17 protein-coding genes and 1 other annotated feature are annotated in these 21,072 nt (G+C 49.3%); of the genes, 11 read left to right on the top strand and 6 right to left on the bottom strand.

Going from position 1 to position 21,072, the window contains the following annotated elements; all coding sequences use genetic code 11:
* Positions 1 to 59 precede the first annotated feature (59 nt).
* The 3 genes from EL268_RS23315 (at position 60) to EL268_RS23305 (ending at position 7,080) form a co-directional block, all read left to right on the top strand.
* Positions 60 to 662: a Crp/Fnr family transcriptional regulator gene (locus tag EL268_RS23315; protein WP_106655636.1), complete on the top strand. Its 603-nt coding sequence runs from the start codon at positions 60 to 62 to the stop codon at positions 660 to 662.
* Positions 663 to 737: 75 nt separating this feature from the next.
* Positions 738 to 1,418, top strand: coding sequence for a queuosine precursor transporter (locus tag EL268_RS23310; protein WP_106655635.1), 681 nt, complete (start codon positions 738 to 740; stop codon positions 1,416 to 1,418).
* A 172-nt stretch (positions 1,419 to 1,590) separates the two neighbouring features.
* A complete protein-coding gene (locus tag EL268_RS23305; protein WP_106655634.1) occupies positions 1,591 to 7,080 on the top strand; it encodes a chitobiase/beta-hexosaminidase C-terminal domain-containing protein in 5,490 nt (1,829 codons plus the stop codon).
* A gap of 59 nt (positions 7,081 to 7,139) precedes the next feature.
* Here the strand turns inward: EL268_RS23305 and trpS are convergent, their stop codons facing one another.
* On the bottom strand, positions 7,140 to 8,126 hold the full coding sequence (gene trpS / locus EL268_RS23300; protein ID WP_106655633.1) for a tryptophan--tRNA ligase: 987 nt from the start codon (positions 8,124 to 8,126) through the stop codon (positions 7,140 to 7,142).
* Positions 8,127 to 8,232: 106 nt separating this feature from the next.
* Positions 8,233 to 8,510, bottom strand: a binding site (T-box leader).
* Between the two features lie 132 nt (positions 8,511 to 8,642).
* Between trpS and EL268_RS23295 the strand changes: the two genes are divergently transcribed.
* From EL268_RS23295 to EL268_RS23255, 8 genes are all read left to right on the top strand, one after another.
* Positions 8,643 to 9,233: a TetR/AcrR family transcriptional regulator gene (locus EL268_RS23295; RefSeq protein WP_106655632.1), complete on the top strand. Its 591-nt coding sequence runs from the start codon at positions 8,643 to 8,645 to the stop codon at positions 9,231 to 9,233.
* Positions 9,234 to 9,248: 15 nt separating this feature from the next.
* Positions 9,249 to 9,785: an HXXEE domain-containing protein gene (locus tag EL268_RS23290; protein WP_106655631.1), complete on the top strand. Its 537-nt coding sequence runs from the start codon at positions 9,249 to 9,251 to the stop codon at positions 9,783 to 9,785.
* Positions 9,786 to 9,828: 43 nt separating this feature from the next.
* Positions 9,829 to 11,151, top strand: coding sequence for a helix-turn-helix domain-containing protein (locus tag EL268_RS23285; RefSeq protein ID WP_232030016.1), 1,323 nt, complete (start codon positions 9,829 to 9,831; stop codon positions 11,149 to 11,151).
* Between the two features lie 157 nt (positions 11,152 to 11,308).
* The gene (locus tag EL268_RS23280) at positions 11,309 to 12,895 is read left to right on the top strand and encodes a M4 family metallopeptidase (protein ID WP_106655630.1); all 1,587 of its coding nucleotides are present in this window, start codon (positions 11,309 to 11,311) and stop codon (positions 12,893 to 12,895) included.
* Positions 12,896 to 13,032: 137 nt separating this feature from the next.
* Positions 13,033 to 13,986, top strand: coding sequence for an aminoglycoside phosphotransferase family protein (locus EL268_RS23275; RefSeq protein WP_106655629.1), 954 nt, complete (start codon positions 13,033 to 13,035; stop codon positions 13,984 to 13,986).
* Positions 13,983 to 14,420: a hypothetical protein gene (locus tag EL268_RS23270; RefSeq protein WP_106655628.1), complete on the top strand. Its 438-nt coding sequence runs from the start codon at positions 13,983 to 13,985 to the stop codon at positions 14,418 to 14,420. Before EL268_RS23275 ends, EL268_RS23270 begins: the two co-directional genes overlap by 4 nt.
* 301 nt (positions 14,421 to 14,721) lie before the next feature.
* Positions 14,722 to 15,945 carry a Zn-dependent hydrolase gene (locus EL268_RS23260; protein ID WP_106655627.1) on the top strand — a complete coding sequence of 408 codons (1,224 nt, stop codon included), beginning with the start codon at positions 14,722 to 14,724 and terminating at the stop codon, positions 15,943 to 15,945.
* Positions 15,946 to 15,996: 51 nt separating this feature from the next.
* Positions 15,997 to 17,181, top strand: coding sequence for a M20 family metallopeptidase (locus EL268_RS23255; RefSeq protein ID WP_106655626.1), 1,185 nt, complete (start codon positions 15,997 to 15,999; stop codon positions 17,179 to 17,181).
* 82 nt (positions 17,182 to 17,263) lie between these two features.
* On the opposite strand, the gene EL268_RS23250 is transcribed toward EL268_RS23255, so the two are convergent.
* Genes EL268_RS23250 through EL268_RS23230 form a run of 5 tightly spaced genes read right to left on the bottom strand, consistent with a single transcriptional unit; the run spans position 17,264 to position 21,062 of the window.
* Positions 17,264 to 17,734, bottom strand: a complete 471-nt coding sequence (locus EL268_RS23250; protein WP_106655625.1) for a DinB family protein — start codon at positions 17,732 to 17,734, stop codon at positions 17,264 to 17,266.
* A gap of 16 nt (positions 17,735 to 17,750) precedes the next feature.
* Positions 17,751 to 18,254, bottom strand: a complete 504-nt coding sequence (locus tag EL268_RS23245; protein ID WP_106655624.1) for a HugZ family pyridoxamine 5'-phosphate oxidase — start codon at positions 18,252 to 18,254, stop codon at positions 17,751 to 17,753.
* Entirely contained in the window at positions 18,251 to 19,051 is an 801-nt protein-coding gene (locus EL268_RS23240) for an ABC transporter ATP-binding protein (protein WP_106655623.1), read from the bottom strand. Before EL268_RS23240 ends, EL268_RS23245 begins: the two co-directional genes overlap by 4 nt.
* Before the next feature lies 1 nt (position 19,052).
* Positions 19,053 to 20,048: a FecCD family ABC transporter permease gene (locus EL268_RS23235; protein WP_106655622.1), complete on the bottom strand. Its 996-nt coding sequence runs from the start codon at positions 20,046 to 20,048 to the stop codon at positions 19,053 to 19,055.
* A 12-nt stretch (positions 20,049 to 20,060) separates the two neighbouring features.
* Positions 20,061 to 21,062: a helical backbone metal receptor gene (locus EL268_RS23230; RefSeq protein WP_106655621.1), complete on the bottom strand. Its 1,002-nt coding sequence runs from the start codon at positions 21,060 to 21,062 to the stop codon at positions 20,061 to 20,063.
* Between the last annotated feature and the right edge of the window lie 10 nt (positions 21,063 to 21,072).

The raw sequence follows: 21,072 nt of genomic DNA, 5'->3' as shown, positions 1-21,072 counted from the left end.
TGGATTGAAATGCATAAAAGTATAGGTAACTAGGTATTTGTTATAGTGAGGGATGTATCATGAGTGAGCAAATCGTTTTAGCCAAGAAAACGATGTTTCAGACACCGGCTGACATTCGAATGGGCATTTTCTTCATTCAAAAGGGACTCCTGCGTCTCTCTCGGCTGAACGAAGATGGAAAGGCCTTTACCGTGGGATTGCTGGGACCTGGAGCTGTTTTTGGCGAGATCGAGGAAATGGCGCTGGGGTCACGCGCTGTCTACATTGAAGCGATGCAAAAAACGACCCTTACTCATTGGAGTGCGACTCGGATGGAAGAAATGCTGCAAGCATGTCCACCAAGCTTGAAAGAAATGATGTTCCAGTTGTCAAAACGATTGGGCGAACAAGAGGAGAGGATGGAGAAGCTCGCTTTAGAATCGGTTAGGGATCGCGTACTCCATCTGTTGGTTCAGTTGTGTCAGCGATTTGGCAAAGCTGAAGAACCATTTTTGAAATTGACCGTCTCTCTCTCCCATCAGGAGATTGCCAACATGGTGGGGGCGACCAGAGAAACCGTTTCATTAGCATTAGCCAGTTTGGTTGATGAGGGAATTGTGTTGGTGTCCCGAATGTCGATTGCTGTACATGCATCGAGAATGGTTGATAAAATAAGAGAATGAAAGTAAAATGATTGAATGCTCAAAACGGGCCGCGGTTCGTAAACTCCCGCGTTATCAAAACTAGGAGGAAATCATATGTTTAATTTTTGGATCGGAGTGCTTTTTGCTCTGGTGAACTTCGGGCTGTTCCTGCTCTGCTACCGATTGTTCGGCAGAATGGGACTGTATGCGTGGATTGGGATGGCTACCGTGCTGGCCAACATTCAGGTGGTCAAAACAATTGAGATGTTCGGTTTGGTTATGACGCTCGGCAATACGATTTATGCTTCTATTTATTTGGTAAGCGATCTATTGAACGAGAAGTATGGGGAAAGAGAAGCGAAAAAAGCCGTATGGTTCGGCTTCTTTACCTTAATTGCCGCAACGATCATTATGCAGCTCGTATTGGTGTTTGAACCACAGGAAACAGATATCGCCCAAGGTTCCTTGCAGACGATTTTTGGCTTGATGCCAAGAGTGGCATTGGGCAGCTTGTGTGCGTATTTTGTCAGCCAATTTGTCGACGTGAAAATCTATTCGTGGTTGAAGAAAAAATGTCCAGGCCGCAATCAGCTCTGGATTCGCAATAATGGAAGCACGCTATTCAGTCAACTGCTCGATTCGGTTACCTTTTGTACGATTGCCTTTTTGGGAGAATTCCCAATGGACGTATGGTGGCAAATCCTGCTGACTACCTACCTGATCAAGTTTGTCGTATCGGCAGCTTCGACGCCGATTCTTTATATCGCACGCAGTATGAAAGTGGACGAAAGCTAATTGACAAAAACACTGAAAAACCGCCAAGGACGATGGAGCTTGGCGGTTTTTGTTATACATGGTTTGGAAGGATTATGCAAACTTTACATCAAATTTACACAATGTTCAGATTCTTAATGTACGATTTTTAGAGAGCTACTTCCGAATGATCGTGAGGAGGAATGATGCGAGGATGTTGAAAAAGAGAGTAGGTTCTTCCCGATGGCCGAAGCTGGCGCTAATCGCTGCGGTTATGATAGGAACGGTTTTACCGACCGGGTGGATGCCACAGGCAAAAGCTGCGCGGGCTGATCATGTGGTGATCAGCGAGGTGTATGGGGGTGGGGGGAACTCTGGTGCCTATTACAAGAACGATTTCATTGAGCTGTATAACCCGACAGACACGGCTGTTTCGGTTGGAGGCTGGTCTGTACAATATGCTTCTGCTACGGGAGGAACTTGGCAGACAACAGATTTGGCTGGAAGCATAGCTCCTTATGGGTTTTATTTGATCCAGCAAGCATCAGGAACGGGCGGTACAGCAGTCCTCCCTACTCCTGATGCTACGGGAACGCTTGCAATGGCTGGAGCACAAGGAAAGGTCGCATTGGTTAGCCATACTACGCCTTTAACAGGGGCGGATGTCTCCTCCCAAACAGGTGTTGTAGATATGGTCGGATACGGTGGAGCAAATGCATACGAGGGCAATTCACCTGCACCAGCTACTACAAACTCGAACAGCGCCCAGCGCATTAGCGACGCCAGTGGCATTGTACCAAACGGAGGAAATGGCTGGGATACGAACAACAACGGCAACGATTTTATCACAGGGGCACCTACCCCGAAAAACGCGCAAAGCCCAGCAGAACCACCGCTGCCAACAGACGTGACGGACAAGCCGAACGCTACGGAACTTATTTTTGATCATACCGATCCTACCCAAGCAACAATTCGCGGCTATGTCGGTCAAGGGCGGACGATTAAGGTTTATGCGAGTCAGCCTACAGGAACAGGTAGCGACACTCCTTTGGCAACGCAAGATTCGGATGCTTCCGGACTAATCGAGCTGACTTTTGCCAATCCCGATCCAAATGCACAGGGAGTCTATCTCACCGCAACCGAAGGGAGTAAGAAGGAGAGTGCGAGCATCGAGCTGAGGCCAGCGGTAGCCAGCCCAGTTTTGATCCAGGATAAAGTCAGCCTGCAAGCGGTGAACGGAGCGGGCGAACTGCGAGGAGAAGCAGGAGCGGCAGCAGGGAATGCTATCTTGCGCGCATACGATCCGCAAAAACAACCGCTGATGCTTAGCAACAAAGAAACAGGAACGGCACAGGCAAACGGGTCATTTTCCTTTACGATTCCAAACATCGATCAGCTGGATCATATCCTCGTAACGCAGCAAACAGCTGGGGAATATGGCAAGTCGTTTGAGAGCCCGGAAGTTAGCGTTACTAAGTCAGCAGTGGGTTCGACTACGATTGCTGAGGCAAGAAACACCCCGGTAGGAACGAACGTGATTGTCGTCGGAACGGTGACGGCGATGTTCGAAGCGGGCGGACAAAATAACGTGTATTTCCAAGATGAGACGGCAGGACTTGTACTTCGTGCGCCAGGGCTGACTGGCAAAATTGAGGTAGGAGACAAGATCCGAGCTACTGGAAAAATGAGTGACTACCATGGACTGGCTCAACTCGAAGCACTCACCAGTAACGTGGAAATCGTGCAAAAACAAGCGGGTGTGCCTAGTCCGCAAATCGTGACATCCACTGATTTTGCGGCTGCTACAGGAGAGGCTTTGGAAGGCAAGCTGGTGACGGTAAAGGTGGTTACCGTCAAATCGGTATCAAGCGGCAATTACACGCTAGAGGATCAGCACGGTACGTTTGTGTCTCGACCGGATGCCTCTCTTTCGCTTCCATTGAACAAGAGCTATGCAGCTATTACAGGCGTGGTGAACTACGACCGCAATGTATACAAGCTGGTGCCGCGCACTGTCGCTGATCTCGTTGAGGACGAGAATAAAGTCCCTATGGTCACAGCGAGCCCAGCAGGTCCTATGGTGACAAAAGGAACAAATGTAACGCTCTCAACGACAATGGCTGACACTACGATCTTCTATACGATAGATGGTTCGACACCGAGCAGAGGGAGCATCAAGTATACGGGACCGATCCAGATTGACGTGGATACGACCCTTTCAGCCATAGCTGTCAAGGATGGCTACACAGACAGCAATGTAGCGACCTTCCGCTATGTGATTCAAAAAGACAACATTCGGATTCATGATATCCAAGGAACGTCGCACCGATCAGCGATGGCCGATGGAACGGTGACGAATGTTCCGGGAATCGTAACGGCTGTCGTCCGAAGCGGCAGCAATGTACAAGGCTTTTATATGCAAGACCCGCAACCGGACGCAGACCCATTTACCTCCGAAGGCATTTACGTTTACGAGCCAAAAGCAGCGGTCAACCCTGGCGATGAAGTCATCGTCAGCGGAACCGTCAAGGAATACGTGCCATCGAACAGAGCGGGTACAGACCTCACCCAGACGCAAATTGATGCAACCTCGTACGCAGTTGTCAATCCAGCAAAGGGACTCCCTGATCCACTCATTCTGGGCAAAGACAACTACGAATATCCAAAAGGAATTATCGACAACGACAGCCTCGGCAAATTCGACCCGGATCAAGACGGCATCGACTTCTGGGAAAGTCTCGAAGGCATGCTGGTGCAAATCGACAATCCGATCGTAGTTGGCGAAACCAAGACGTTTACCAATCCACGTGCAACGGAATTTGTCGTTATCGATGATCAAGCTCATTCAAATCAGCCGCGTACACCAGCTGGCGGAGTGGTGCTGGAAGCCAATGATTTTCACCCTGAACGCATCACGGTATCGGATAAACTCGGATCGATTACCGGAGAGGTAAAAGTCGGCGACAAATTTACTGAGCCGCTGGTAGGCATCATTGACTACAGCTTCGCGAACTACAAGCTGTTCCATACACGCGAATTTACGGTACAGGCAAGCCATTATGAGCCGCCAGTGACGAATATTTCCCCAAAAGAGGACAAGCTGACAATCGCTACGTACAACATCGAGAATTTCTCGGCAAAAACCGATTCCGCTAAAATCAATCGCATCGCCGAGACGATCGTGGACAACATGAAGGGACCGGATATTATCGGTGTGGTAGAAATGCAGGACGATAATGGGCCGACAGACAATGGACAAACAGATGCTACACAGTCTGCGGAAGCATTGATCAAAGCGATTGAAAACAAAAACGGTCCGACTTACCGATACACGGATATCGCGCCACAGAACAATCAGGATGGTGGACAGCCAGGAGGAAATATCCGTGTTGGTTTCTTCTACAATCCAGAACGGGTACAGCTGGCAGAAGGACCGCCAGGAGGTGCGACAGATGCGGTGCAAATCGAGACGCGAGATGGCGTGGCGCATCTTTCCGTCAATCCAGGGCGGGTAGATCCGACCAACGAGGCGTTTGCTTCGAGCCGTAAGCCACTGGCAGCGGAATTCATTTTCCAAGGCGAGCCGGTCATTGTCATCGCCAACCATTTCAACTCCAAGGGTGGAGATCAAGCGCTGTTTGGAAAAGATCAGCCGCCACAGCTGGTGAGTGAAGTACAGCGCATGAAAATTGCCCGTGTGTTAAATAACTTTGTAAAAGACATCCATGCGGCGGAAGCGAAAGCAAATGTTGTGGTGCTGGGTGATCTCAACGATTTCCCGTTTTCGAATCCGGTGCAGGAATTGGCAGATGGCGTTTTGACCAATATGGTGGAGAAACTGCCGAAGGGTGAGCAGTATACGTACGTGTACCAAGGGAACTCTCAAGTCTTGGATCAAATTTTGGTCAGCAACCACTTAGAGGATGACACAAAGGTTGATATCGTTCACATCAACGCTGGCTTGACCGAGAGCGAGGGACGTGTGAGTGATCATAACCCTGTCCTTGTACAGCTGGACTTGAAGGATCGCGGCACGCCGGAAAAAACAGCAAAAGAAGTGGCAGAAAGCATCACGCAGCTCCCACAGCCAGCAGCGGGTGAGACACGCTTGAAGCTGCCAGAGGTACCTGCAGGCTTTACCATCACGATCAAGTCGTCAAGTGATACAGCGGTCATTTCGCTGGACGGCAAAATTACGCCGCCAAATCGCCAGACGAATGTAGACCTGATTTTGGAGGTCACACGAGCATCCGACCAATCGACAGCAGAGACCAAAGCATTGACCGTGCAGGTTCCGGCCAAGCCGGAGTCACCACCGCCAGTTACACCTCCGGACAGAACACCGACACCGGACACGCAGAGAGATTTGAACAAACAAGCGGCTCAAGTCATCTCCGCAAGTCAGGAGGAGAACGCCATTTTGGGACAGGTGGATCAAGTACTCAGCCATCTGGAAAAACTTCTGGATGCCGAGCAATGGACGCCGACTGAGAAATGGGAGACAGTCACTGATACGATCACGACTGTACTCGAGGCAGTAGCCGAGCAGGCCGAGCGAGGAACCATTAGTGAAGAGTCGCTCCAAGATGTGACGAAGAGCTTTTTGGACAAAGCATTTGACCCGCTCACAGAAGATGGCATCGAGAAGGAAGAGCTTGCCCGTCTGGCACTTGCTTCTTTGACGAGCTTGGCGAAAACAGCACTGGAGCCCCTCGATGAAAAGGATATTTCCAAAGAGGTAGCCAAGCATGTCCGTACGCTGGCGGAAGAGCTTTTGAAAAAGCTTGGCACTGTCGTCATTGAAGATGGGGATGAGATCAAGGCAGATGACGAACAAGTAGATGAACTTCTAGACGTACTCGGGGAATTCATGAAAGCAATCGAGTCCGTGAAAGACAAGATCGGCTTTGCTCCGGTGCTATTCGTTCAAGTGGAAGAAAGCGATGACGATTCGATCGACACGCGTTCTCGCAAGGAAGAATCAAAAGAACCTACGGTAACCATGGAGCAGAAGCTGGTTGAGCAATTGAAGGAAAAAGAGGTAGGAATCCGAGTCACCTTGGATAGTGAAGCATGGGTAGAAGTGCCGGGCGCATACTTTGCTGCTGAGCGTGCACGAGAGTTTGCCCTCTCCCTGACAGAATCAGATGGAAACAGCTGGAAGGGTGTCCCGAACCCAGGCGAAGCTTATCAATTGCAAGCGTGGAGCAAGGGTAAAAAGCTGACAAGCTTCGGAAAAGCAGGCTTTATGCTCGGGCTACCAGTCGCCGAAGAGGCAAGCGAAAAGCTCCAAGCCTACGTGTTCCGAAGTAATATGTGGAGACCAGCTATGGGACTTAAGGGAAAACCAATCAAAGTGGAAAAAGAAGGCGATGTAGGGATCTTTACAGTGGCGACGGCTTCCTCTTATGTTGTCGGAGAGACTGCCCTGAAAAGGATCGAGATCGCGCCGAAATCTCTCAAGCTAGCCCAAGGCGAGGAAGCACAGCTCAAGGTGATGGCGATTCTCGGTAATGATGCGGAAGAAGACGTTACTGAAGCGGAAGGTATCGAGTTCACATCAAGCAAGCCCGAACAGGTAGAGGTTGATGAGACGGGGCGTATTCTTGTCTTGGATGATGCCAAACCAAGAACAAGAGTGACCATCACGATCAGCTACGCTGGCAAGACAGCGAAGGTAACTGTCACGGTTAAGAGCAATTGACTAAAGGGAAAACGGGTTGGGAGATAGCTTCCCAGCCCGTTTTTTGTTGTGGAAATGGATTAGAGACGTGCCATCCCCATTGCTTTTTCAACTTTGTACAGCATCTCGTTCGCGACTTTATTCGCTTTCTCTGCCCCGGCAGTCAAGATATCATCCAGCTCGGAGGAGTGGAACAGCTGCTCGAAGCGTTCTTGGATCGGACGGAGTGTTTCTACGACAACTTCGGCCAGCTCGGTTTTGAATGCGCCGTAGCCTTTGCCCTCGTACATCGCTTCGATCTCATCCAGCGTTTTTCCAGAGCAGAGGGAGTAGATGGTCATGAGGTTAGAGACTGCTGGCTTTTCTGCTTTGTCATAACGCACAACGCTGTCGGAATCCGTTTGTGCGCGCTTGATTTTTTTCGTGATGGTGTCTGCATCATCCAGCATGGAGATGAAGGCGCCTTGGTTTGGATCGGATTTGCTCATTTTCTTGGTGCCTTCAGCAAGAGACATGATGCGTGCGCCAGTCTCCGGCAGGCGAACCTCTGGAATGGTGAAAATGTCGCCATAACGGTTGTTAAAACGAGTGGCTAGATCACGAGTCAGCTCCAGATGCTGCTTCTGGTCTTCGCCCACAGGGACGAAATCAGTGCCGTACAGCAAAATATCAGCAGCCATCAATGGAGGATAAGCCAGCAGACCGCCTGGAATGGATTCACCGCGTCCATCGGATTTGTCCTTGAATTGGGTCATGCGCTCCAATTCACCCAAGTAAGAGGTACACAGCATGATCCAGCCGAGCTTGGCATGGGCCGGTACTTCCGATTGGACGAACAGCGTCATTTTGTTCGGATCGAGGCCAACTGACAAATAGAGAGCCGCGAGACGACGAATGTTTTCGCGCAGAACGGCAGGCTCCTGTGGAACGGTGATGGCATGCTGGTCTACGATGCAGTAAAAGCAGTTGAACTGATCTTGAAGCGGAACGAAGTGTTTCATCGCGCCCAAGTAGTTCCCGAGGGTCAAAATGCCGCTCGGTTGAATGCCGGAAAAGATTGTTTTCATGGGAAAGCTGCTCCTTTCAATGTTAGATGCGAGTTTAAAAAGTTGAGTTCAAAAAGTCGATTTTTTGAACATCCCCTTTAAAATACAAAAAGGTCCATCCGCCCTGGACAGGGACGAATGAACCGTGGTGCCACCCTTGTTATTTCGCGTACGGAATCATCCATACGCAAAATCTCTTTAATCCGTACCGTTTCTGTGCAAAACAGCTTGATACGGTGTCCATTGTAACGTACGGACGTAACGCCAAAGCCTACTGCCGCCATAAGAGCGGGTTCGGTTTGGAGCTCGGAAGCCCATTCATCATTTCCTTAACACTGATTCGCACCAACCATCAGCTCTCTGAAGTCTCGAAAAATGACTACTCTTCTTCCTCATTGCCATCAAATGATACCCTTTGAGCAAACATTTTACATAGAGTGGAATAAAAAAGCAAGTGGGTCTTGACAAGAAAAACCAAAAGTTGTAAAAATAACTCGTTAGTTATATAACTGGTGAGTTACTTTTGAGGGTGAGAAAATGACCAATGACAAATTATCGAAAGGGGAGCTGAGTCGCAGTCGGTTGCTTGCGGCGGCAGCTTCTGAGTTCGCGGCAAAAGGCTTTCATCGTACTCGGGTGAGTGACATTGTGAAAGCAGCAGGCCTGACTCAGGCGTCGTTTTACCAGTATTTTGACAGCAAGGAAGGCTTGTATCAGCAGTTGACGGACACATTCGTTACCAAGCTGTGGGAATTGGCGGACAGCGGTCAAAAGGTAACGGCCTTGACGAAGACAGATGTCTTCCATCAGGTACGGGAAAACTTGCTCGCCTTGTTCCGATTTTTTCAGGAGCAGCCTGACTTGACCCGGATCGTGCTGTATCAGGCAGAAGAGGGCGAAGAGCTGCATCGTAAGCTGGCTTCGATGGTTGCTGTCAACTTGCGACAAAATCAGACTGCGGGGCACGTCCGTGTCGAGTTGTCCGTGGAGGCAGCGGCAGAGGCAATGATCGCAGTCGTAGACCGTATGACGACGCGGTATTTGCTGACGGGCGAAAAAACAGCGGAGCAGCTAGCGGACGATGCGGTATCTTTTTTGGCATATGGGATCTTGCAGGCAAATGAATAGGAAGAGGGTGCTTGTATGCTGGAGCTGCCCCATCTGATTTGGCTGTTTTTAGTCGTTTTCATGTTTCATGATCTCGAGGAGATCGTGATGGTAGAAGGTTGGGTGCGAGCCAAGAAAGACATCATTAGACAGACTGTGCCAGAACGGCTTATGAAGTTGATTGAGCCTTCGCTTTCGATGAGCACAGCGCAATTTGCCGTCGCAGTCTCTTGTATTTTCGCCGTTTTATCGGCAGCGGTCATCCTGACTGTCACGACACTTTCGGCTGGAACGTACCTCCCGTTTTTTCTGGTTTGTCTGCACGTGATGTTTCTTCATGTTTTCATGCATGTTGGTCATACCGTTGTCCTTCGTACGTACACACCTGGTGTGGTGACGGCAGTAGCATTCGTTTTGCCCTATAGTGTGTATGCGTATGATCGATTGCTTGAAGCTGGGCTTGTGACGTGGCCGTTGATTTGGAGCACGTTGCCGTACAGCTTGTTGATCATCCCTGTTTTGTATGCTGCACACCGGATTGGGGAGGCAGCAGGTAAAATGATCCCCCGATGAGAAAAAGAAAGGGAGTATGTTATCCTAGGAGAAAGAGATTGGTGTGAAAGAGGGAATTTTGTTGAAGCTGCGACTAGGCGTAATAGGCGCGGATGATTCACTTGCTATCATCGAATCAGTCATGCGGGAGTTTCCCGAAATTGAATACTTGCCGATTGTCTATTGGAAAGAAGAAGAGATCCTCGATCTGATCATGCCGCATGTGGATGAGGTGGATATGTGGCTTTTCTCCGGACAGGTCCCTTATGCCATGGTGAGCGAGTCAGGCAAGGTCCAAGCGCCGATGGCTTATGTGCCTCATCTCGGTGCGAGCTTGTACAGAACCTTGCTTCATCTATCCCATCAATTGGGAATCCGGGTGGATGAAGTCAGCTTTGATACATTTTCACCAGAAGAACTGGAGCATTTTATGGACGAAGCGGGCATCGCTGGTGGCTACAAATGGCTCAAGCATTACGAGGGAGCGATCTCAGCCGATGAACTGGCGGATTACCACGAACAGCTTTGGAGGGCAGGCAAGACAAAGGTGGCAGTCACCTGCTTGCGGACAGCAGATGTAGAGCTGGTACGGCGAGGTGTCCCTGTACATCGGGTCGTGCCGACACGCGCAGGTGTGATTTCGGTCATTCACATGCTTTTGCGAACGCACGAGATGCTTCACTTCAAAGATACCCAAATTGCCGTGCAGATGATGGAGATTGATCCATTTCGCGAGCTTGCCGGTAGCAACTTTTCCACAGATGAATGGCAAAACGCCGAGATCAAGACGATGGAAAAACTGCTGCGCTACGCGAAGCATTTGCAAGGCTCACTGAAGACAGCGGGTCCCGGACGCTACGTCATTTTTACAACGCGGGGGAATTTGCAAGAAGTTACTCGTGATTATTCGACAATTCCCGACTTGGATGAGATGTTCGGTATTCGTGCTGATCTGGTAACGTGTGGGATCGGGATTGGCAAGACCGCTTATGAAGCGGAAATCCACGGTGGCGCGGCTCTCTTGCACGCCAAAGAGCGAGGTACCGGCAACTGGATGGTCTTTTTCGATGACAAAAGCATCGTGGGGCCGCTTGGGCGAGACGAACAGCTCACGTTTCGGTACGACTCAGAGAAGCTGCAAGCACTCAGCCAGCTTACCTCACTCAGCGTCATGACGCTGGCAAAGCTCGATTCCATACTGAAAAAGCGCGGGTCTCAGGAGATTCAAGCCCATGAATTGGCTTCGCACCTGCAAATATTGCCGCGAAGTGCCAGACGTATCCTGATTGAACTGGAGTCAAAGGGCCTCGCGCAAGTAATTGGGGAAGAAAATCCGCACCCGCGGGGCAGACCACGCAAGGTGTATCGGATTGTATGGCAAGCCTAATTGTAATAAATTTACCAATTAATCATTTCTTTCAGGAAATGATTTTTTTGTCGTTAAAAAATTGTTCTCAAATTCACATTTATGACAAATAATAAGAGATGTAAACAACTATGAACTTACATAAAAAACAATAATTTCCAAGGAGGAATTAACAAGTATGAAAAAATCGGTTTTTGCAGTAACACTCAGCTTCGCATTAGGTACCTCCACATTCCTGCCGCTAGCTGCGCAGGCAGAATCCGAAAACATCGTCTATAGCGCTGAGTGGGATACCCCCGAATTTATCGGAGAAGAGTTCGAGGCAGAAGATCTGGATGGCGAAGACAAAGTTTGGGGATTCCTGGAGCAACATCAAGATTCCTTCCGCATTGATGGAGAAGTGAGAGATCACTTTAAAGTGCTTGATGAAGTGACAGACAGAGAGACAGACATGACTCACTACCGCGTACAAGAAATGTACGAGGGCATCCCGGTCTATGGTTATCAGCAGACGATTCACGTAAACGAGGATGGAAATGTAACGGCATTCCTCGGGAACTACGCACCTAACTTGTCAGATAATGATAAGCTGACGAAAAAACCAAAGCTGAAGGCAGATAAGGCAGTCAAAGAGGCCATCAAGGATTTGGAGGATGAGATCGACGAAAAAGTGGAGAAGTTCGAGGTGAAGCCAAAAGGCAACCTCTATATCTACATCCACGAAGATGAATCGTATTTAGCTTACGAAGTGGAGCTGAATTTCCTTGATCCGCTACCAGGACGTTGGAAGTATTTCATTGATGCGCATTCTGGTGATGTGATTAACAAATACAATATGCTCCATGAGATTACAGGAACGGGCACAGGGGTACTAGGTGACTCCAAATCGTTCGAAGTAACAAAAGTAAGCAATACCAACTATACAGCGAAAGATACAACGCGCGGCAAGGGAATCGAGACGTACAACGCACGGAACAGATATACTCTCCCAGGCACTCTTGGCTCTGATACCGATAACAAGTGGACAGATGGAGCACTTGTTGACGCGCATGCCTATGCACAGGCAACTTACGATTACTACAAAAACGAACATAACCGCAACAGCTACGATAACAATGGTGCGAAAATGATCTCCACTGTCCATTACGGTAGCAACTACAACAACGCATTCTGGAACGGCGTACAAATGGTATACGGGGATGGAGATGGAAGCGTATTCCGCCCATTGTCCGCTGGCTTGGATGTTGTCGCACATGAATTAACACATGCCGTTACAGAAAAAACAGCGAATCTGATCTATCAAAACGAATCGGGTGCGTTAAATGAATCTATCTCTGACATCTTCGGGGCAATGATTGACAACGATGATTGGCTGATGGGTGAAGATGTATACACGCCAGGAACACCTGGAGATGCACTGCGCTCTCTCGAAGATCCGACAGTGGCTGGCGATCCTGACCACTACAGCGATCGATACACAGGTCCAAATGACAATGGAGGCGTACACATCAACAGCGGTATCAATAACAAAGCGGCATATCTCCTCGCAGAGGGTGGTTCACACCACGGTGTAACGGTTACAGGCATTGGTCGCAATGACACAGCAAAAATCTACTACTACGCTCTAACAAACTACCTCAATCCAAACTCTAATTTCTCCGCTATGCGACAAGCAGCTATTCAATCCGCAACAGTCCTTTTCGGTGCTAATTCCCAACAAGTAGAATCTGTAAAAGATGCGTATGATGCAATTGGTGTGCAATAATCACTAAAATATTTTGTGACACGAAATATTTGTCGTACTATTAGAAATTGTCTTGCTCCTCTTGTGGGGCAAGGCAATTTTTTGTATGTTGGTGGTAATTTACCTCGTATATATAGGGAGTTGGAAAGGAGTATCCCATGGATCATTTAAAAAACATAGTGAGACACCATTATGATATAGACGCTGTTGATGTGACCCCTCAGCAAGGAGGATGGTCGGCGCTTGCTTATAAAGTCATCAGCGACCAGCATTGCTATTTCTTGAAGGTCTATGAAAAAAGCAGAGCATCTACGCCCAAGTGGACAGCGCTGATCGATAAGTATGTTCCCATTATCCAGTGGCTATCACGCCAGACCAGACTGCAAGGCAAACTTCCAGTTCCGCTGCTGACAAGAAACGCCGCGTATAAACATGAAGACGACATGGGCATCTATCAGCTGTTTGCCTATATTGAGGGGAAAACCATTGGGAACCAAGCGTTACACTCGTTGCAAGTTCGCCAGCTAGCAGAAATCATAGCGGAGTTGCATTTGTACGGGGAAGAAATCCCGGTCAGTACGGCTGCAATCAAGGAAGACTTCCGCATCCCATTTGCCGAGCAGTTTCGAGAAATGCTGAACGAAGATATCCACCGTCTGCCGGACGATGTGAATGAAATCGTCAAACCTTTTGTAAACGTACTGGCTGACCGCATGAATCAGTTGGAGGTGATTGGAGACGAATTGCGAGGCAGTGAGATGAAAATGAAACTTTGCCATACGGACCTTCATAACTGGAATCTGATGCAATCTGGTCAGCAGCTTATTCTCATAGACTGGGAAGGATTGAAGCTGGCTCCGGTAGAAGCAGATCTGATGTTTTTGGTAGAGGAGCCTTTTTTTGAGGAGTTTATGGCTATCTATCGGAAAACACATACAAATTATGTGATCAATCGACAAGCGTTGGAATTCTATCAAATCCGACGTGCGTTGGAAGATATATGTGAATTGCTAGAGCAGCTCTTGTTTGATGAGCAGGAGGCAGGGGATCGAGTAGAGACGATCGGGCATTTGAAAGGGGAATTAAGGAAGATTGATAGGAGGATCATATGATCGACGTTACCTACCTGAAAAGATTATTCTTGAATAGAGGTGAAGATCTAGACATCAGATTGGCTGAAATTGGTGATTTGCTGGAGTATGGAACCCATGATCCGAATGACGTGATAACATTTACAGAGCATGCCTTAGACCTTGCAATTGCAGAAGAAAACTTTGATGTAAAGGAAAGGTTGTTTTATCTACTCATGAATGCAGTAACATATCAAGGTGTCGCAAGAAATGTAGAATGGGATCCATTAGCAGATGTTCTGCCAACACTAGACGATGCTATCCTTGATTATGCATTATCCATCCTTGGTTGTTCAAAAAACCGAAAATTTATAAAAGTAATGGAGCCTTACTTACATTCTCCGAACGATTCTATTAGGGAAACTGCGGCGGAAGCATTGGAGGACATCAATTATAACGTAGAAGGATCTCCATAAGGAAATCAGCGAAAGTAGACGAGATGGGAAATACCCTCATGACAAATGATTCTTTTCTATCTGAACCTAAAATCGAACAGCTATTGAGAGAATCTGGCTTTACGAATAGAAGCAGGTTTCATTCTACGGGACTTTTTGGGAGATGGATTTGTCATGCGGAATGAAGAGATGCGGCAGTCTAGGACTTTATTTCGGGGTCCAAGGTTGCCGCCTTTTCAAAATAGACAGACTATTATACAATTAAGGACATAACCGTTAATCAACCGTTATTGGCACTACATAGAAGGAGGAGTGGCGCGTCATGATCAATTCGGATCGATTGTGGGATCGATTGGGACAGCTTGGCAACATTGGGAAGCAAGAGGCGGGCGGCATCACCCGGTTGTCTTTTACGCCTGAGGAACGGGCGGCAAAGGATCTCGTCACAGGCTTTATGAAGGAAGCAGGTCTCTGCGTTCGCGAAGATGAGGTCGGGAATTTGATTGGGCGAAAAGAAGGGAAAAATCCGGCCGCTCCTGTCGTTTTGGTTGGCTCGCATATCGACTCCGTACCAAATGGCGGCGATTATGACGGCCCACTTGGGGTACTGGCTGGTGTAGAAGTTTTACAGACGATGCAGGAACAGGGGATCGAAACAGAGCATCCGATCGAAGTCATCGCGTTCACGGATGAAGAAGGAACGCGTTTTGGTTACGGGATGATCGGCAGTCGCGGTATCGCGGGTCTGATCAAGCGTGACGAGCTGGAACAAGCAGACAAGAATGGGATCTCGATTGCCGAAGCCATGCGACAAACGGGTCTTGATCCGGATCGCACCAGTCTCGCTGCCAGAACTCCCGGAAGTGTGAAAGCGTATGTAGAGCTACATATCGAGCAAGGCAAGGTACTGGAGAGCCGCGGGCTATCTGTCGGGATCGTGACAGGAGTAGCGGGTCCGCTCTGGTTGAATTTCGTGCTAGAGGGAGAAGCCGGTCATGCCGGGGCAACGCCGATGAATTTGCGCCGTGATCCGATGGCAGCCGCCGCTCAGGTGATGCTTGCTATTGAGGAAGAAGCCGGACGGACTGGAACCAGTGTAGGGACGGTTGGAAGGCTGCAAGCTTTCCCTGGTGGAGTGAATGTCATTCCGGGACGAGTCGAGTTTTCGCTTGATTTGCGCGATGTGGATGAAGCGATCCGTGATGAAGTGGAACAGCGTATTTATGAACGGGCAAAAGCGATCTGTGCTAATCGCAATGTGACGTTGAAAGTAGAGCTGCTGCAACGCATAGCTCCTGCTGTATGCTCGGACGATATCCAGAATGCTGTAGCCGAAGCGTGTGAGGCTGAAGGCTTGGAAGCATTTAGACTGCCAAGTGGCGCAGGGCATGATTGCATGCAGCTAGTTGAGCTGTGCCCGGTTGGGATGATTTTCGCTCGTTCCAAGGATGGCATTAGCCACAACCCGGCAGAGTTCACGACAAAAGAGGATTGTGCGAACGGAGCGCAAGTACTGTACCGAACCGTTTTATCCTTGGCAAAATAGGCATAAGAGATAGTAAGTGGGGGAGCCACGTAAATCAGGAGGAGAGCGGCGATGACAGCAACAGCAGTGGGAACGCTTAATAAGGCGGTCGAAGAAATCAAGGATCAGGTAATCGCGTGGAGACGGTATTTGCACGAGAATCCGGAATTATCCTTCCATGAAGAAAAAACAGCACAGTTTGTATATGAGACACTGCTTACCTTTGGCAATCTGGAAGTGTCCAGACCGACGAAAAACAGTGTGATGGCCAGATTGATCGGTTCCCAGCCTGGAAAAGTGCTCGCCATGCGCGCTGACATGGACGCATTGCCGATTACGGAAGAGAATACGTTTGAATTCGTATCGAAAAATCCTGGCGTCATGCATGCGTGCGGACACGACGGACATACTTCCATGCTGCTCGGAACGGCAAAGCTGCTGTCCGGGATGAAGGATCAGATCAAGGGAGAGGTTCGTTTCTTCTTTCAGCACGCGGAGGAAGTATACCCAGGCGGAGCGGAGGAAATGGTACAGGCAGGCGTCATGGACGGCGTAGATATGGTGATTGGCACGCATCTGTGGTCGACGATGGAGTTTGGGACAGTGGGTATCTGCCCAGGTCCAATGATGGCAGCTCCTGATACGTTCTGGATCACTGTTCTTGGAAAAGGCGGACATGCGGCGCTCCCGCATGAAACGATCGACAGCATTGCAATTGCGGCACAAGTGGTGACTAACCTCCAGCACATCGTATCCCGCAATGCGGATCCGCTCGATAATCTGGTTCTTTCTGTCACACAATTTGTGGGTGGAACAACACATAACGTCATTCCGGGTGCTGTAGAGATTTGCGGGACAGTCCGCAGCTTTGACAAAAATCTGCGCGAGTCGGTTCCGGGACTCATGGAACGCGTGATCAAAGGCATTACAGAAGCACACGGCGCGGGGTACAAGTTCAAATACGAATTTGGCTATCGCCCGGTCATCAACGATGCTGAAGTGACGAAATTGATGGAAGAGGTCGTCGAAGAATCACTGGGAGCAGAATGGGTAGAGCATATGCGTCCAACCATGGGTGGCGAGGATTTCTCCGCCTTCCAGCAAAAAGCGCCAGGCTGCTTCTTCTACGTCGCTGCCGGAAACAAAGAAAAAGGCATCACATATCCACACCACCATCCACGCTTTACGATCGACGAGGATGCGCTCGAAGTCGGCGTAAAAATGTTCGTCAACGCGGCAAGAAAAATCGTGATGTAACGAGAGTGGCATACATGCAGAAGAGCTTCCAGTCAAGAGAGACGGGAAGCTCTTTTTGGCGTGTGAAAGGCAGTAATCGAACTCAGTGGGTGAGTTCTTTTTCTTTGGTGTGAAATGATTTTTGAATCTGCGAAATTTGTCCGGCATGGATACCCGTGTGATACATGAGGCGACCCAATGCTTCCAAAGGAGTAGAAGAGCCCAATGGCGTTTCAACGGATTTGTGCCAAGCTTCCTCCGGTAAGTCACGCATCGCATCGATCAGGTGTTGGTTGGAAGCGGTCATGAAATCAGCGAGCTCTTGCACGTTGGTAAATGTAACTTTGGTTCCGGCAGGACCGTTTTTCGTCAATAGCTCTACGTCCACTGGGATGCTCCGGCCGAAAAACCATTCGGCAAACATGTACTCGACCTCAGCGCTATGGCGCAGCATATACCCGATGGAGACTCCATTCATGCTCAAACGCAAATCTTGCTCGGGCAAGCTTTTCGCAGTCTTGTGAAAACGTTCCTGGATGGTGAGCCAAAGTGTCAATGCGGTTGAATAGGTCATGGCTGATGCCCCTCCGTTATTTTTGGGATGTGTGACCATCTCGGTTGACGTGGACAAATTTATCGGCTGTCAGGTCAATGTCGTAAGCCTGACCGAACCCAGCTACATAGCGTCCCTCAGATGGCGTCAATTCGAACAAGGAAAAATCAAGGCCGCGCAGCATATCCATCATGTTTTTTCCAAATGACTGTGCAAACAGCTCGAAGATCGCATCGTAACCGGCATTACCCAAATTCAGGGCCGAACACACGAAGCGGGCGCGCTGGCGAGCAAACAGATTGGTTGCTTTCGACTCGTCTTCAATGAGCATGACATCGACTGCCGGATTTTCTTCCATGTAGCGATAGTGATTCGCAATTTTACTAATGTAGATGTAGAACTTTCCATCGTATTTGACGAACGGGGCATAGGAGAGAAACGGTTTTCCATGCTCGTCGACCGTGCTTAACATGAGTGTCTTCATGTTTGCAGCAAACGATTGGTACTGGGCCTTCATCGCTTCCTTATCCATCGCTTTCATACGAGCACCTCACTTGTTTCGTTTGCTTTTTTCAGTACGTGAATCCTTGGGCTAGCGCTGTCTGGTGTGTACTGAATCTCGGTTTCGACACCGTACACGCTGCGAATCAGCTCCATCGTAAGCACATCTTGAGGTTTTCCAAAAATACGCAGGCTTCCGTCATTAATCACACAAATTTTATCGCTGTAGGCGCTGGCGTGATTCAAATCATGCAGCACCATGACAACCGTCAGCTTCAAATCCTGATTCAGCTTGCGAACGAGCTCGAGCACATCCAGTTGATGGGCGATGTCCAAATAGGTAGTTGGTTCATCGAGCAACAAAATTTTCGGTCGTTGGGCCAAAGCCATCGCGATCCATGCACGCTGTGCTTCCCCGCCAGACAGAGAGACGAGGTAGCGGTCCTTGTAGCTGAGCATATCGGTTTGTTCCAAAGCCCACGTGACGATCTCATAGTCTTCGCCACTCAGGCGCTCAAACCATTTTTTATGGGGAACGCGACCATATCCAACCAGCTCTCCTACGGTTACGTCTGACGGGCACGTGTTGGATTGGCAAAGCATGCACATGATGCGAGAGATTTGCTTCATACTCAGGCTGTTCAATTCTTGATCCGCAATACATACACGGCCGCTTTTACAAGGAATCAGCCGTGAAATCGCTTTGAGAATCGATGATTTTCCTGAACCGTTTGGACCAATGATCGAAACAACCTCTCCTTCTTGGATATCGAGGGAAAAGTCATGGACGATTGTGCGCGGACCGTAGCTGATGTTCAACGATTGCACCTGTAACATGTCACATGCCCCCTTTTCGCATCAAGTAAAGAAAATAAGGTCCGCCCACGATTGCCATCACAATCCCGGCAGGAATCTCCAAAGGAGCGAATGCAGTTCGACCAAACGTATCGGCAACAAGCAAGACAAGAGAGCCAAGCACGAGGCTAAACGGCAAGCAGAGACGGTAATCAGAGCCGACGAGCATGCGAGCCATGTGCGGGACGACGAGTCCGATAAACCCAACAAGGCCGACAGTCGATACCGAAACAGCTGCCAGATAGACCGCGATGATAGAAAGAGAGAGGCGCAAGCGATGCAAGTTCTGCCCTAAATTGTGAGCGACTTGTTCTCCGAGGCGCAAAATGTTTGCCTGCCTGATCGATAACAGGGCTGCGATCCACCCGACGATCGAGTAGGGAAGCATCACCATGACATCGCCCATGCCTTTTCCGGACAGACTGCCATTCATCCATTGCAGCGCACCCGGCAGCTTGTCACTATACAGGATGGACAATAACCCGATTGCTCCACCGAAGACAGCGTTGACGGCAACCCCCGATAATATGATGCGCACAGGTGTTAATCCACCCTGTTTTTTCCAAGCCATGGAGTAGACCATGCCTGCTGCTACTCCGCCACCAATGATGGCAGCTAGAGGTATCAAGTAAGAATAGTCGGGCACGACCAGCATGATGAACAACACCGTAACGGCCGCCCCACTGGATACGCCCGTCAAGCCTGGATCGGCAAGCGGATTTTGCATGACTGCTTGCAGGAGGGCACCCGATGCAGCGAGATTGGCCCCGATCAATAGGGCAAGAAAAATACGCGGAATCCGGATATCCCACAGGATGGTTTGACTGGCGGCATCGCCGTGTCCGAGTAAGGTTTCAATCGTTTCGGCAAGAGTGAGGCGCACGCTCCCCAGACCAATGGAGAGCAGTACAGCTACAACGAGCATGATGCAAGCTGTCACCAAGAGAGCTGCTTTCCTGTTCGGAATGTGCTGGTTCACTGGAAAAACTCCTTATTCGTTATACAGGATGTTTGCGAGCTCCTCGTAGGCAGCCGGGACTTTTACCAGAGAGGCGATCCCGAATGTGCTGTAATCGAGTGCTTTCATTTTGCCATTTTTAAATGCGCTCAGTTTTTCCCATGCGCCGTTTTTCTTCACGTCTTCTTCGAACTTTTTGGTTACCGCGTTCGGATCGCCATGCGCTACCAGTAAGATGACATCGGGATTGGCAGCTACAATTGATTCCATGTTGAGCGGCACGTATGTTTCGGTTTGTTTCAGGACATCGGAAGCGACGTTGGATGCGCCGAGATTGCGGGCAAGGCTTCCGACAAATGTATTTTCATTCATGACCATAAGGGACTCGGCTGAACCAAATAAAAACAATACTTTGGGAGCGGATTTTCCTTTGGTTGCTTCTATGATGGTTTTTTCCTTTTCCATGATGGATTGGAGAAACGCTGTTGCTTTCTCTTCCTGCTTGAACAGGCGTCCGAGTACGACGGTAGACAGTTTGAGCTCGTCGATTGAGTCTACAGGCAAGTACGCAGTGGGTAACGCAGCGGGCTTGAATTTTTTATCAATGCTCGCTTGGATTGAGGTAGGGCCGAGAATGACGTCAGGCTGAAGCTTCGCGACCTGCTCCAAATCAGGCTGGTGAGAAGTGCCGATACGCGGAACATTGTCGAGGGAGGCTGGCAGCTTGCTGCTTGTCGTCGGTACGCCTACGGGAGTGACACCCAGCTCGTTCAGTATTTCGGTAATCGCTACGGAAACGGTCACGACTTTTGTAGGTGGCTGTGTTTTGAATTGGGTGAGTAGCTCTTCTGCCTTCTTTTCATCTACGCTGATTTTGATTGTATGAAAGGCTTGTTGACTTGATGTCGACGAGTCCGGATGTGAGCTGGTAGCAGATTGTTGTGTGGGAGCTTCGGGGGACGCGGAATTGCTGCATCCAACTACACCTGTCAGTAGCAAAGCAATCATCCCGGTTTTCCATCCTGCATGTTTCAATGTACGTAGC

This window comes from Brevibacillus brevis, from assembly GCF_900637055.1.
In the GTDB taxonomy this organism is placed as follows: Bacteria; Bacillota; Bacilli; order Brevibacillales; family Brevibacillaceae; genus Brevibacillus; species Brevibacillus brevis.
The sequence above is the reverse complement of the archived record's forward strand: the minus strand, read 5'-3'. Positions and strand labels throughout refer to the sequence as shown.